The 13733-nt window shown below is 35.6% G+C and carries 16 protein-coding genes and 2 pseudogenes; 15 read left to right on the top strand and 3 right to left on the bottom strand.

From position 1 onward, the window contains the following. Window positions 1–50 precede the first annotated feature (50 nt). Complete coding sequence (locus tag NKG37_RS21320) at window positions 51–1487, top strand: DDE-type integrase/transposase/recombinase (protein WP_254415318.1); 1437 nt, start codon at window positions 51–53, stop codon at window positions 1485–1487. Between the two features lie 357 nt (window positions 1488–1844). Beyond that, a pseudogene (locus NKG37_RS21315) lies at window positions 1845–2279 on the top strand (RtcB family protein); the annotation flags it as partial. Window positions 2280–2352: 73 nt separating this feature from the next. Here the strand turns inward: NKG37_RS21315 and NKG37_RS21310 are convergent. Then, window positions 2353–3288 (bottom strand): acetamidase/formamidase family protein, encoded by a 936-nt coding sequence (locus tag NKG37_RS21310; RefSeq protein ID WP_254415317.1) that lies wholly within the window; start codon window positions 3286–3288, stop codon window positions 2353–2355. 76 nt (window positions 3289–3364) lie between these two features. Beyond that, window positions 3365–3685: a hypothetical protein gene (locus NKG37_RS21305; RefSeq protein WP_254415316.1), complete on the bottom strand. Its 321-nt coding sequence runs from the start codon at window positions 3683–3685 to the stop codon at window positions 3365–3367. 184 nt (window positions 3686–3869) lie between these two features. On the opposite strand from NKG37_RS21305, the gene NKG37_RS21300 reads away from it, so the two are divergent. The 6 genes from NKG37_RS21300 (at window position 3870) to NKG37_RS21275 (ending at window position 8963) form a co-directional block, all read left to right on the top strand. After that, complete coding sequence (locus NKG37_RS21300; RefSeq protein WP_016205379.1) at window positions 3870–4457, top strand: DJ-1/PfpI family protein; 588 nt, start codon at window positions 3870–3872, stop codon at window positions 4455–4457. 29 nt (window positions 4458–4486) lie between these two features. Next, on the top strand, window positions 4487–5377 hold the full coding sequence (locus NKG37_RS21295) for a PhzF family phenazine biosynthesis isomerase (protein WP_254415315.1): 891 nt from the start codon (window positions 4487–4489) through the stop codon (window positions 5375–5377). Between the two features lie 18 nt (window positions 5378–5395). Next, complete coding sequence (locus tag NKG37_RS21290; protein ID WP_016205377.1) at window positions 5396–6106, top strand: nucleotidyltransferase domain-containing protein; 711 nt, start codon at window positions 5396–5398, stop codon at window positions 6104–6106. Window positions 6107–6207: 101 nt separating this feature from the next. Beyond that, entirely contained in the window at window positions 6208–6576 is a 369-nt protein-coding gene (locus tag NKG37_RS21285; protein ID WP_016205376.1) for a VOC family protein, read from the top strand. A 74-nt stretch (window positions 6577–6650) separates the two neighbouring features. Continuing rightward, the gene (locus NKG37_RS21280) at window positions 6651–7517 is read left to right on the top strand and encodes a proline iminopeptidase-family hydrolase (protein ID WP_254415314.1); all 867 of its coding nucleotides are present in this window, start codon (window positions 6651–6653) and stop codon (window positions 7515–7517) included. 195 nt (window positions 7518–7712) lie between these two features. Next, window positions 7713–8963: a DUF445 domain-containing protein gene (locus tag NKG37_RS21275; RefSeq protein WP_254415313.1), complete on the top strand. Its 1251-nt coding sequence runs from the start codon at window positions 7713–7715 to the stop codon at window positions 8961–8963. Between the two features lie 626 nt (window positions 8964–9589). On the opposite strand, the gene NKG37_RS21270 is transcribed toward NKG37_RS21275, so the two are convergent. After that, entirely contained in the window at window positions 9590–9823 is a 234-nt protein-coding gene (locus tag NKG37_RS21270; RefSeq protein ID WP_016205463.1) for a DUF378 domain-containing protein, read from the bottom strand. 234 nt (window positions 9824–10057) lie between these two features. Here NKG37_RS21270 and NKG37_RS21265 point away from each other — a divergent pair, with 234 nt between their 5' ends. From NKG37_RS21265 to NKG37_RS21235, 7 genes and pseudogenes are all read left to right on the top strand, one after another. After that, window positions 10058–10468: an NUDIX hydrolase gene (locus tag NKG37_RS21265; protein WP_254415312.1), complete on the top strand. Its 411-nt coding sequence runs from the start codon at window positions 10058–10060 to the stop codon at window positions 10466–10468. Between the two features lie 30 nt (window positions 10469–10498). Then, window positions 10499–10687: pseudogene (locus NKG37_RS21260) on the top strand (hypothetical protein); the annotation flags it as partial. 17 nt (window positions 10688–10704) lie between these two features. Then, window positions 10705–11454, top strand: a complete 750-nt coding sequence (locus NKG37_RS21255) for a class I SAM-dependent methyltransferase (protein ID WP_169188693.1) — start codon at window positions 10705–10707, stop codon at window positions 11452–11454. 21 nt (window positions 11455–11475) lie between these two features. Continuing rightward, window positions 11476–12051 carry a GNAT family N-acetyltransferase gene (locus NKG37_RS21250; protein ID WP_254415311.1) on the top strand — a complete coding sequence of 192 codons (576 nt, stop codon included), beginning with the start codon at window positions 11476–11478 and terminating at the stop codon, window positions 12049–12051. Between the two features lie 2 nt (window positions 12052–12053). Continuing rightward, window positions 12054–12212: a PspC domain-containing protein gene (locus NKG37_RS21245; RefSeq protein ID WP_254415310.1), complete on the top strand. Its 159-nt coding sequence runs from the start codon at window positions 12054–12056 to the stop codon at window positions 12210–12212. A gap of 200 nt (window positions 12213–12412) precedes the next feature. Next, window positions 12413–13234 (top strand): pentapeptide repeat-containing protein, encoded by an 822-nt coding sequence (locus tag NKG37_RS21240; RefSeq protein WP_016205466.1) that lies wholly within the window; start codon window positions 12413–12415, stop codon window positions 13232–13234. 233 nt (window positions 13235–13467) lie between these two features. Then, entirely contained in the window at window positions 13468–13650 is a 183-nt protein-coding gene (locus tag NKG37_RS21235) for a hypothetical protein (RefSeq protein WP_016205483.1), read from the top strand. The last annotated feature ends 83 nt before the right edge of the window (window positions 13651–13733 follow it).

Below are 13733 nucleotides of genomic sequence, written 5' to 3'. Positions count from 1 at the left end.
GATAATTGAGGTTACCACACACCCAACAACCTAGAATAGGAAGTGACAAATTGTACCCTCAAATTATAACCTATTTACTTACTTTTATTAAGTACCAAGATCAGGTTATTCGAACATTATTCACTCTTTTGATTGGGAAAAGTATGTTTGATAAACCTGTAGAAAAACCTGTAAATAAGCCTTATCGAAAACTACAGGTAGACGACCTCCCAATCATCGAAACCCTACAAAAGTTTGATTATAAACTTCTTTTGAATGAGTATCAGGAGAAAAATGGGAAACCCCTTAAACCTGTTCGAAGACACTCAAATTCAAAAACAACTGTTCCTTCCAGCATAAAATGTCCAAAGTGTGGTGCTCCATCTGATTTTCTTTATGCAAATAACGGAGACAAGGGACAGTATCAATGCAAGGTGTGTGCATGTTTGTTTAACCAAAAAAATCATTATTCAAAAGAGGCAATTTTAAAATGTCCTCACTGTGCTAAAACGCTTGAAAAGGTCAAAGAGAGAAAAGATTTCGATGTATTCAAGTGTAAAAACAACGACTGTTCTTATTACCAAAAGAAACAAAATGGACTATCTTCAAAAGAGAAAAAACAGTTTAAAAAGGATCCACAGGCATTTAAAATGCGTTATATTTTCCGTCAGTTTCGTATCGATTACCAACCCTTATCGAAGCGTTCACCTCAGAAACCAAAGTTGGATTTATCAAGACTATATGTGTCGCCACATACATTGGGACTGATTTTGACCTACCATGTGAACTATGGGTTGTCAGCCCGTAAAACAGCTGCACTCATGAAGGATGTACATGGTGTATCCATCTCCCACCAAAGCATTTTGAATTACGAAAATAGCGTAGCACTGATGCTTAAACCTTATGTGGACCATTATCCTTATGAGCTTTCTGATCAATTCTGTGGAGACGAGACCTACATTCGAGTGAAAGGTCGCTGGCATTATTTATTCTTCTTTTTTGATGCCGTAAAAAAGATTATTCTGTCTTATCCTGTTTCTCCTAATCGAGATACTCAGTCAGCCATTCTGGCTATCGATGAGGTTCTTCTAAAGATGAAGGAAATCCCTAAAAACCTCACGTTTATTGTAGATGGCAATCCGATTTACCTATTAGCCCAACATTTCTTTGCCCAACATGATATTTCGTTTGATGTGAAGCAAGTCATTGGATTAACCAACGAAGATCCAGTATCAACAGAATACCGACCACTCAAGCAAATTATTGAACGACTCAATCGAACGTTTAAAGGAAATTATCGCTCGACTCATGGGTTTGGATCTGATCATGGATCTGTTTCTTTCGTCACTTTGTTTGTCGCATACTTTAACTTTCTACGGCCTCATTCAGCCTTAGAAGGAAAAGTACCTGTGATTCATCCAGAGTTACTTCAGCTTCCCAATATGCCAGCAAGATGGACTAAGCTAATTGGATTAGCTCAAGATTGGATTATAGAACAAACAACCTAGCTTTTGTTTAGCTGAGCCCTGAACCAGCAATCGGCGGAGCGAACTCTTGACAAACCGAACTTGCCAATGGTTTAAAATGGAAAAAAACAAGGGCTTATTTGGCATGCCTTCTTTTGTCCCCTTCGCCCTTGATAACCTGAATTCAAACCATTGGTGTGTTTGTCAAGAGCGATTGCGAGCCTCTCCACTTCAAAAAGGAAAGAAGAAAAAGACTTCAGGTTACTTTTTCATAGAAGTTTTGACACTACCCATTCTACTTTCATCTGTTATATTAAGTCTATAACAGATTAGAGTTGTACGTCAATGAGTATTCGGTTAAACAAATTCTAAAAGAAAATAAAAAAGGAAGTGATCAAAATGATTGAATTTAGAGGGAAATATAATACTGCTAAAGTATTTACGGATCAATTAGAGGAAATGGCTGAGACACAGATAAAAGGAATTATGTAATCAGGAATTTGCTCAAAACAGCAAGATACGAATTATACCAGATACCCACGCTAGAGTCGGTTGTACAATTGGGACAACAATGACGATTCAAGACAAAATTGTCCCTAATTTAGTCGGGGTAGATATCGGCTGTGGGATTGCAGTAGCGAAAGTAAATATAGGCACAAAAGAAATTAATTTTGACGAATTAGATGAGACTATCCGCAAATTTATTCAAGTGGTTTCTCCATCAGAGATAAAGCACATTCATACATGGAGCAAATTAATTTAGAGGAAGTGAAAGCGCCAATAAATCGTAGAAGGGCAGAACAAAGTATTGGCACCTTAGGTGGGGGAAACCATTAATCCATCTTAGAGACCCCAAAAATAGGAGCCTCTCTTTCTATTTGTTTTTCCTAGAATAGTATTCTCCAAACTAACGTATAACACCATCGTTCAAAATGGCATGTACCCCTTTTACACCATTAACAATCTGTGTAATCCGTAAATCAACAGTAACACTTGCTAATGCAGTCGCTTCAGTTCGGGAAATAGAATAAAGTTGCGTCATTAAAGAAATCATATCAGCCAAAGCAATCTCCGTTGCTTTATTTAAATCTTCATCAAATCCGAATGTAATCCAGCCTGTTGGGGTTTTGGCTCTCGGATAGGTTAATTGTAAATCTTCTCTTACCACTAGCGTAATATCTACATGATCCATTGGACATTCAATCGCAGTGCCGGAGATTTCTCCATCCCCTTGCAATGCATGTCCATCTCCAATAGAAAAAAGAGCATCTTCAACTGAAATAGGCAAAAATAAGCTGCTACCTTTCACGATTTCCTTACAATCAATATTGCCACCACAATATCTAGGTGGGGAGGTAGAATGGACTCCGGCTTCTTTTGGAGCGACCCCGAGAACCCCCATAAACGGCTGCAAAGCAACATGAAATGATTTAGAATGAATGGAAGTAGAACCAATCATCTTCTCCGAATCTAATTCCCAATCCAATTGAATTCGATCTGTATTAGCGATGCCAATCGCATTATTTTGCCAATTAGCCATCCCGCCAGCCCAATTGCGTCCATACCATCCAGGAACTATATCGTTTAATTTTACTTCTAATACCATCCCAGGTTTTGCGCCTTTAATAGCAATTGGACCAATCATAGGATGCTGTGGTTTTTCCTCTTGTTCTCTTGAAGAGTAAATACGATATTCCTCGTTTTTTGAGGTAGAATAGCCCCATTCAATATCCAATGTTTTTAAAGTAATCGAGTCACCTGACTCCACCGTTAAAATCGGTTTATAGCTACTGCTGAAGGAACCATGTGAATTTTGCTGCTTCAATGATAATGAATGGTGCATAAATTATCCTCCTAAAAGTCATTTTCCCTTCTATTCGATAAAAATAGGCACAATCCTTTAAGACATCAAAAAATACTTATCTTCTTTTTGATAAACTATAAACTTTCGTAGCAATAATATTTGGTGTTATCCGCTCTTTTAAAGTTGGAAAAACAGAACCAACATATTCTTCCGGATTACGAATATAAGCTTTTTCGTACATGTAAATGGTAAACGAACAAGATACGCGAACGTAAATATCTCCATCCATATCGTAGGGTTCTGATATCGAAATAACTTCAAAGGAATCATCAAATTTACTTTTTTTGCCATTAATTTTCTTTGTTACATTGTCTTTATATTTCGTTGTTCTCATTGGCTTGTAATGAAAATCAACAATACCAATTGCCTGAATCATTTCATCCTCCCAAATATATCTTTAGAACAAATATTATACCATTTATTTTTAAGAAATTTAGAAGGATTTATTATTTAAAAATTCAAAATTCATGTTAGTATGAAAAAAGAAGGGATTAACTTGGTTTTATTTATTGATTATAACTTTCATAGGAATGACAATTACTCTTTTACAAGGAGGTAGCATGAAAAAACGTATTATTGGAATATTCGTTTTTAATGAGGTTGAAGTTTTGGATGTTGCAGGACCATTCGAAGTTTTTTCTTTAGCTGGAGGGGATAATAAATTATTCTGTGTCTACACCATTTCAGAAAAAGGAGGAATGATTACAGCAAGGAATGGATTGAAGATAGAAGCAGACTATTCTTTTGAAAACCAACCTGCTCTAGATATGCTTGTTGTACCTGGTGGATATGGTGCAGAAGAAATCGAAATACATAACCCTGTGGTAATTAATTGGATTCAAGATCAATCGCACCGAGTAGAATATATGACTTCTGTCTGTACTGGAGCCTTTTTATTGGCTAAAGCAGGTATATTGGACGGGATAAAGGTGACAACTCACTGGATGGATATCGATCGATTGGAAAGGGAATTTCCGAATATTTTGGTGAAAAGGAATGTAAAATTTGTGGATGAGGGAAAAATTTTAACTTCAGGTGGAATATCAGCGGGGATCAATATGTCTTTTCACTTGGTAGCGAAATTATATGGAAAAGAAGTCGCAAAGGAAACTGCCAAAAGGATGGAGTATGATATTAAGTTAGATTGAGAGACAAATATATAGGTGGAGGTTAGATAATGAAAACCATTTCCGTCTTGCATTACGATGCGTTTACAGAGCATCCAAATCAAGGAAATCCTGCAGGAATAGTTTTAGAAGGGGAAAAATTTAACGAGTCAGAAATGCAAAAAATAGCGGAGAAAGTAGGCTTTAATGAAACATCCTTTGTTTTGCCATCAAATATTGCCGATTTGAGAATACGTTATTTTACACCAGGACATGAAATGAATCTTTGCGGTCATGCAACAATTGCTACAGTTTTTGCGTTAAAAGCAAATGGGCATCTTCCTGAAAAAGAGACGATTTTGATTGAGACGAGAGCAGGGATTCTACCTATTCGAATTAATCAAAAGGAACAGTCAACCCCTTCTATTATTATGAAACAAATACCTGCACAATTTAAAGAATTTAACGGTTCAAGAAAAGAATTGGCAGAGGCAATTGGCATCGCAGAATCTGATTTAGATGTAAATCAGCCTATCCTTTATGGAAGTACAGGGATATGGACATTGCTTGTTCCAATAAAGAGTTTACATGTATTTTCACAAATGCTTCCAAAAAATGATTTGTTCCCGTCCATTTTAAAAGAGATTCCCAATGCATCTGTTCACCCATTTTGCCTCGAAACTTTTGAGGGAGAAGCAACAATGCATGGTAGACATTTTTCATCTCCTTTTTCTGGTACGATAGAAGATCCTGTCACAGGAACAGCTTCTGGAGTGATGGGAGCTTATTACGTTACCTATATAAATGACAAGGGAAAGAACCAACCTATTGTTATCGAACAAGGTCAGGAAATAGGTCGGAATGGAAAAGTTTCTGTCACCGTTTCCGATAAGGACGATCAACTGGATGTTGAGATAAGTGGGACTGCAGTATTTGTTAAGGAAATTAAAATAATATATTAATTAGAAAAGGAGATTCAGATGGAAAGATTAGAACCAATAGAAGCAGCTCGTCTTTTTATTGATAAATATTTTACTAATTGCAACGCAGCGGTTTTAGCGGGAAGTGTGGTAAGAGGACAAGCGACAGCAACATCGGATCTTGATATAGTCGTTTTTGATGAACAAATCGAATCTTCCTTCAGAGAGTCTGTATGTGAATTTGGGTGGCCTATCGAAGTCTTTGTACATAATTTATCCTCTTACAAGGATTTTTTCTTAATGGATTATCATATAGCGAAACCATCTATGCAACGAATGGTAACAGAAGGAATCGTGTTGAGGAATGATGGCGTTCTAAATGATATAAAACAAGAGGCAGAAAAAATGTTAGTAGCTGGTCCTAAAGAATGGTCGGAGGAAACAATTAGAACGAAGCGATACTTTATTTCGGACGTATTAGATGATTTTATTGGTTCTACTAATGAACAAGAAGCTATTTTTATCGCAAGTTCGTTAAGTATGCTTCTTCATGAATTTGTCTTAAGAGTAAATAACCAGTGGATAGGAACTTCGAAATGGATGGTTCGATCTTTACGTCAATATGATTTAACTTTCGCTGATAAATTTATTGAGGCGTTTCAAGTTTTTTATCGAACAGGGGAAAAGACAAAAGTAATTTTACTTGCGGAACAAGTGTTAGAGCCATATGGAGGAAAGTTATTTGCTGGGTTCTCGCTTGGGAAGAAATAAAAAGAGATATTCGGATAAGCAAAATGTTAAATTAAAAAAGTGTGTTTATCAATCTATCTTGTACGATTGATAGGAGGAAGTGCAGAGGAGGGGGATATAAGATGACTATTATTGGTGTGCACCATGTCCAAATTACGATTCCAAAAGGTACTGAACAAGAGGCAAAGAATTTTTATTGTGAAGTATTAGAATTAACGGAGATAGAGAAGCCATTATCCTTACAAGGTAGAGGTGGTTTTTGGTTAACACTTGGAAACATGGATGTTCATGTTGGTACGGAGGATGGATTTAATCGGTATTCAACAAAATCTCATCTGGCTTATCAAGTAGATAGTATGATTGTTTGGAAAAATAAGCTTAGTAAACTAGGCGTAAAGATTGCAGATTCTATTGCGATTGAAGGATATGAGCGCTTTGAATTCCGTGATCCATTTGGAAATCGTGTAGAGATAATTGAAAGAAAGAAATAGAAATAGCTGTTCTTTTGCGATTGAGAGATAATAATATGCTAAACTAGTAGAAAAATACATAAAGGAGTCAACCGATGAAAGAAGGATTTATCGAAGTAACAGGTGGAAAGGTTTGGTATGTTATCCATAATCAACAAGCAACAGGAATACCACTCCTTATTTTGCATGGTGGACCTGGCTCTAGTTCTTACTCTTTACAAGGATTAAAAGACCTAGCAATCAATCGACCAGTCATTTTGTATGATCAGTTGGGATGTGGAAAATCGGATCGACCAGAGGACGATTCACTCTGGACGTTGGATCGATTTGTCGAAGAAGTTGGGCTTGTTCGGAAAGCGTTAGAGCTAAATGAGGTACATATTCTTGGTCATTCATGGGGAACAACTCTTGCAGCAGCCTATTATTTTAGTGAGCCAGAAGGAATTGGTAGTATTATTTTTTCAAGTCCTTGTTTAAGTGCTTCGTTATGGGAAGAAGATCAAAAGAAAAATCTTACTTTATTACCGAAAGAAATTCAAGAAACGATTAAAAGCAGTGAAGCAAATGGAACGACTGATTCATCAGCCTTCCAAAAAGCAATTGAAGTGTTCAATGATCATTTTGTATGTCGATTAAAGCCTTATCCTGAACATCTTAAACAGGGCAAGCATTTTAGAAATCCCCATGTATATCAAGTAATGTGGGGACCATCGGAATTCACGGTACAAGGCAACTTAAAATCCTTTGATTGTACGGAACGATTAGCGGAAATATCGATTCCAACTTTGTATACATGTGGGCGATTTGATGAAGCAACTCCAGCATCAACGGAATATTTTAGTAGGAAAACACCAAATGCATCTTTCCATATCTTTGAAAAAAGTGCCCATATGGCCTATATAGAAGAACCAGAACAATATAGACAAGTAATGAGTAGATTTTTGTCTCAAATAGACCATTAAAACAAAAGAATCAAAGTTGGAGAGCCGAAAGGAGTAATAAACCTTTTGGCTTTTACTGCGCAAATAAGAAAAAATTCAGCAAATCTTTACTTATTCTTTCTGTTTTTAGGCGATTATTGGTATACTACAGAATAGAGGTTCTACATCTTGGAAAGATGTAAATAACGATTTTAAAAGTAAAATGAGGGACAATGTGTGGAAAAAAGATCATCAAGAAAAATTGCAAGATATTCACTTATTATTATGGGAATCGGATTTATTTTAACATTCCCTTTTCAAGATAATATGTGGATTCATTTATTACATGGCGGCTTTGAGGCTGGACTTGTTGGGGGATTAGCGGACTGGTTTGCAGTTACAGCTTTATTTAGACATCCACTCGGGTTACCAATACCTCACACTGCACTATTGCCAAAGAACAGGGATAGAATGGTGAATGGATTAGTGAGTGTTTTAAAAAAGGATTGGTTATCGAAGGAAAGTATTCAGGATAAAGTGAAGAATATTCCTTTTACTGAAAAAGTCACAGCAGCTATTAAAACAAGAATTCAAACAGAACCAGTCAAAAAAGCAATGATAAAAGCTACACAACAAGCAATTAGCAATATCAATGTAGAAACGATCACTCCGTTTGTTCGAGAGCAAATGTCATCTGCTTTATCCAATGTGCAAATAAGTAATATTTTAACACTGCTTACTAATCAGTTAATTACCGAGGAAGTAGATAAAAAAGCATTGGATCATGTTTTAGTAAAAACAGAAACTTGGCTAAGAAAAGAAGAAACAGCTAGAAAACTTGGTTCTGTTTCGATGAATGTACTAAATAATGTAGAAGCAAGTGGCATGCTTCAATTCGCATTAAAGACTTTGCAAAATATTTTAACAGAAGATAAGTTAGGGCAAATTGTCCAAAATCTTTGCTTAAGTGGAATGCGAAGTCTCCAAAAAGAAGGAGAGCAAAATCGAGAAGCGCTCATTCTTTATATTCGCAAGGAGATTGAGAGCCTTCCAGAAAACGATAAGGTTTTAGAAGGAATCAATACATGGAAAGATAAAGTGTTAGACTCACTTGAATCTAATCATACGATCTTAGCAAGCCTTAAACAGGTACAAGAAAAGGCGATTGAACTTCTTGAAAACGAAGAATTCATGGAAACAAAAGCAATTCCGTTTATTTTGCAATTAGTAGAAAAAATCGAAGCAAACGGCAAAAAGATCGATCCGTGGATTGTTCAACAAATCTCTAATTTTATCGAGAATAATCATGATCAAATTGGTAATTTAGTAAAAGAAAATCTCGACAAGTTAGATAATGAAACACTGGTCGATATGATTGAAAATAATGTCGGCAAAGATTTACAATGGATCCGTGTAAACGGAGCTGTATGTGGTTTTATTATTGGCCTGTTTTTAAGTGGCATTCAGTTAGTGGCGAATATATTATAAGCGTATAATTTATACCACTCTTAATGGACCCCCCTCCCCCCTCAAGCTATGAGAATACGAGGAAGGTGGGAGAGCAACTGTCCGTAAAGGTCCGCGATTGGTTCAACTAACCCTTAGTGGGAGATGAAGGAAAACCCCCACTAAGGGAAGTTTCACTTTATGATCGAAAAAACGACAAATACATTTTCGAATAAAGGTTTTGAATTTCATCTACTAAAATAAATAATGAGGCTGGGACATAAGTATTCCAGCCAAGGATAATTCCGAACAATTATACGAAGATGCTAATGAATGTTCCGTATAATTGTTCGGGCTTTTATTTGTTTTTCAAAGGATGTTTCCATGAAGTTTGGTGCGATTCCCCGCAGCCGGAATACACTTCGCTTTCCATGGGGCTCGCGCTGAGCCGCGGTCTGCCTGTGGCCTGCAGGGTCTCAGACTGTCTCGCTAATCCCATAGGAGTCTTCGTGTATTCCGGCTGCTCTGTTTTTCCAACTAATTATATTTCCTCTTGTAAAAAGTATGCGAAAGCAGCCGCTATTTACTAGCTATATTAGAAATTGTTCGTCTTTACAGAGTATCTATTTAGTTATGTCCCATCCTCTATTATTTTTTATGAAACCTTTTTAATATACAGTTCTCTCTTTTGTGCTATTTTTTGATAAGCTTTTTGAAGAGAAAAGTAAACTAATGCTCAGCAAACCGGCTATTCCAACGATGCTATAGATAATTCGGGATAATCCTGCATGCTGCCCTCCAAAAATAGCTGCAACTAAGTCAAATTGAAATAAGCCGATAAGTCCCCAATTAATTGCTCCGATAATCATAAGTATTAAGGCAATTTTCTGTAATACACTCATCTTTATACCTCCTTTTAGATTATGTTTACTATTACCTATATACCACCTTTCAGCAAAAGTAAAAACTAAGAAATATTACCAGTTTAAGAGGAAAAAGTTTATAATAGAAAAGACTTAATTTTACAAAAATATAATCTTAATATTGGAGTGAAGATAAAACATGGCAAATGAAGAGGCGCAAACACCTATTCGCAGTACTGGGATAGCAGTTGTGTTATTGAAAAAATAGAGGGGATGTATAAAGTCTTATTATTAAAAAGGGCAACACCGATATTGAAAGATATGTGGTGCTATTATATAGGAGGCAGCTTAGAACAAGGAGAACAAGCTTGGCAAGCAGCTTTAAGAGAAGTGAAAGAAGAAACGGGAATTACAAATTTACTACTCTACAGCATGAATACATTTGATCAAATATATTCTCCGCAAGAAAACTACATTTATATTGCACCTGTCTTTGTTGGTTTCATAGAGGAAGATGACCATGTTAGGTTAAATGATGAGCATAGTGAATATAAATGGTTATCCTTTAAGGAAGCAATCGAATATGTTTCATTACCAGGAAACGATGAAGTTCTTACACATATTGAAAAACATTTCGAAAAAAAATCACCTTTGGACTGGCTACGTGTTGGAGTCACTAAGTAGGGAGAATAGTATGGGAACTTATATCTATAAGGAAAGAACATAGTAATTGGAACACATGGTGTAGTAATGACATTAATGATGGGCTATTATGACAATCAGTTTGACTTGGATTTTTTATTAAATACGACAAAGCCGGATATCTACCGAATGGAATTTCAAGGTAATAAACTCATGCAAGTGCAAAGGTTGGGGTTATTAGGAAAAAACATTGATTTATAAAGGAGAGGATTTCCATTATGAATGAGCAAAGCTCGGCTAATAAAGTGGCTTGGGAATATCGCGCCTATGAATTTTGGATGCAGAGGGATGGTCCTCCAAAGGATAAAGCGATTGAATTAAAGAAAAATCCCTTAGGAAGTTTAAAAAAACATCAAGTGTATTTTAACAATGTGGAAGGGAAAAAGATAGCGAATTTATGTGGTTCAAATGGGAGAAAAGCTGTACCATTAGCCTTATTAGGCGCAGATGTGACAATATTTGATATATCAGTGGAAAATGAACGTTATGCAAAAGAATTAGCTTACTATGCCAATATTTCCATCACCTATGTTGTTGGAGATCTTTATGATATAGATCTAGAAACTTACGGAAACTCATTTGATATGCTCTATTTAGAAGGCGGAATCTTACATTATTTTAAGGATCTTGATAAATTAATGTCGATTCTGTCCTCGCTTTTAAAAAAGAATGGAACGATGATTCTAAGTGATTATCACCCTTTTCTAAAATGCTTGAATGAAGATTTCACTGTAAAGCAAACATATTTTGATTCAGGATTACAAACAGGAGATGTTGCTTTTAAACAATTTTTTCCTGAAGAAGAACAAGTGGATTTTCCTGCTGTTTCTATCCGGTTGTATACACTTAGCGAAATCATTAATTCATTGATACCTGCTGCGTTTAAGCTAGATCGATTTGATGAACATCGTGGTTGGAAAAATGAAAATATTCCATGGGAATTTACGATTGTTGCTAGGAAATTATAAAAAAATGGGGATTAGTAGATAATGATATACGAAAGTGGTCTTTTAAAAGTTCGTAAATTAGAAAAAAAGGATAATATTCTTTTAGTTAAGTGGCTTTCTGACCCATCTGTCCTCGAATTTTATGAAGGGAGAGATAATCCGTTTGATTTAGATAAAGTGAATAAAGTGTTTTATTCTTCTGAAGACGATGAAGTGAGATGCATCGTGGAATATGATAATAAAGCGATTGGGTATATTCAGTTTTACAAATTAGATAGTAAAACGAGTATGTTTTATGGGTATAAGACAGAACTAATATACGGAACAGACCAATTTATTGGCGAGAGTAACTATTGGAATAAAGGAATCGGAACATTACTCGTCACGTCAATGATTAACTTTTTAGTTGAAAATAAGAAAGCAGACTATGTAGTTATGGATCCACAAGCAAGGAATGTAAGAGCAATTTCATGCTATGAAAAGTGTGGATTAAAGAAGGTCAAAATTCTTCCGAAACATGAATTGCATGAAGGCGAGTATCATGATTGTTGGTTGATGGAGTATCGCAATGAACAATCAGTCAGGAAAAGACTATATATTAACTTAAATGGGGAATAAGAATGAATCGTAAAATGACAAAATCAGCTAACAATAAAGCAATTTTTGGAGTTTGTGGAGGGATTGGCGAATACTTTGGGATATCCCCTTTAGGTATTCGTCTGATTTTTGTCCCACTCTTAACGGGCAGTAATCCCCCAGCTAAAGTTGAGAAAAATTGAGGAAGCTAAGTGGGGGAATAACTGCCCGTAAAGGTCCGATAAGTGCAACTAACCCTCAGTGGAGGATGAGAAAAACCCCCACTGAGGGAAGTTTTCTTGATAGTAACACTGCCACTTTCCCTTATCATCTATATTATTTTGGTAAATAGTTTACAGATCCACCAAGAAGTTTGTAATTATATTTTAGGAAGTGTCTAATAATGATAAATAATTTAAAGTCAGATTGTCAAAACTGCTTTGGACTGTGTTGTACAGCATTGCCATTTGGAAAATCAGCAGACTTTCCAATTAATAAAGATGGAGGCGAACCCTGTATCCATTTATGTTCAAATTATTCTTGTTCCATCCATGAAACATTAAAGGATAAAGGTTTCCATGGGTGTGTATCTTATGAGTGTTTTGGTGCAGGGCAGCATGTTTCACAGTCTATTTATAACGGTATGGACTGGCGGGAGGGAGAACATGCAAGAGAAATGTTCGAAGTCTTTCTTCTTGTTCAACAATTGCATGAAATGCTTTGGTACCTTCATCAAACACTAACATTAAAGGAAACTTCGTCTTTTCATGGCAAACTTCAAAAGATTTATGAAGATACAGTTGAGCTAACAGTAAGAAAGCCAAAAGAGATTTTAGAAATAGATATTGTTTTCCATCGCAGTAAAGTTAATGCACTATTAATAGAATCAAGCAAAAAATATAGAAACAATTGTGTGAATAAAGGGAAAAAGAGACAGTTAAAGAATAAATCAAACTATATAGACACTAACTTTAATGGTTTAAATCTACAAGGTGAAGATTTTCGTGGGAAACTAATGATTGCATCTAATTTAAGCAAATGTGATTTAAGGCGAGCAGACTTTATTGGGGCAGATCTTAGAGATGCTGATTTAAGTGGTGCAAATTTAACAGACGCTCTCTTTCTCACACAGTCACAAATTAATTCAGCCATTGGGAATGTACATACTAAAATACCAAACTATCTAGAAAAGCCAAGTCATTGGACGAAGAGTAGTATTTCTTGATTTTTCATGTGACAAGTTACAATCTAAATAAAATACTAAACTGAACTCATTTACTGATTTCAGTTTTTTTAGGTTTTAAGTGTCTATCTTTGGATAAATGAAATGATAAAAAATCATGAACTTTCATAAATAGAAATTTTTTATTCATGAAATGGAAAGCTCAGATTTAGTGGTGCATAAATATAATGAAGGAACTCGTTTCTTGGAATATCAATAGAAAGAGGAGATTGGTCATGGTGAGACTAAATACTTTATTTCAGCATAAAGTGAAAGGTTGGCAGTCAAAGCAAATTATTTTTCAAATCCCGCCATCCATCGGAGAAACAATAATAATTGATAAAGCTTACTACAAAATTGTAAATATTATGCATTACGCAGAAGACGGATCTGTAGAAGTAGTTGCTAATGCAGAATAATAAATCGATTAGAAAATTCTGAGATATACTGAGACTTCAAGTATATAATAGTTTTTTGTTTTGTGTATACAAATGCCTATTCT

Source organism: Niallia sp. RD1, from assembly GCF_024219955.1.
GTDB classification, from domain to species: Bacteria; Bacillota; Bacilli; order Bacillales; family Cytobacillaceae; genus Niallia; species Niallia alba.
This window is presented reverse-complemented; position numbering and strand designations above follow the sequence as displayed.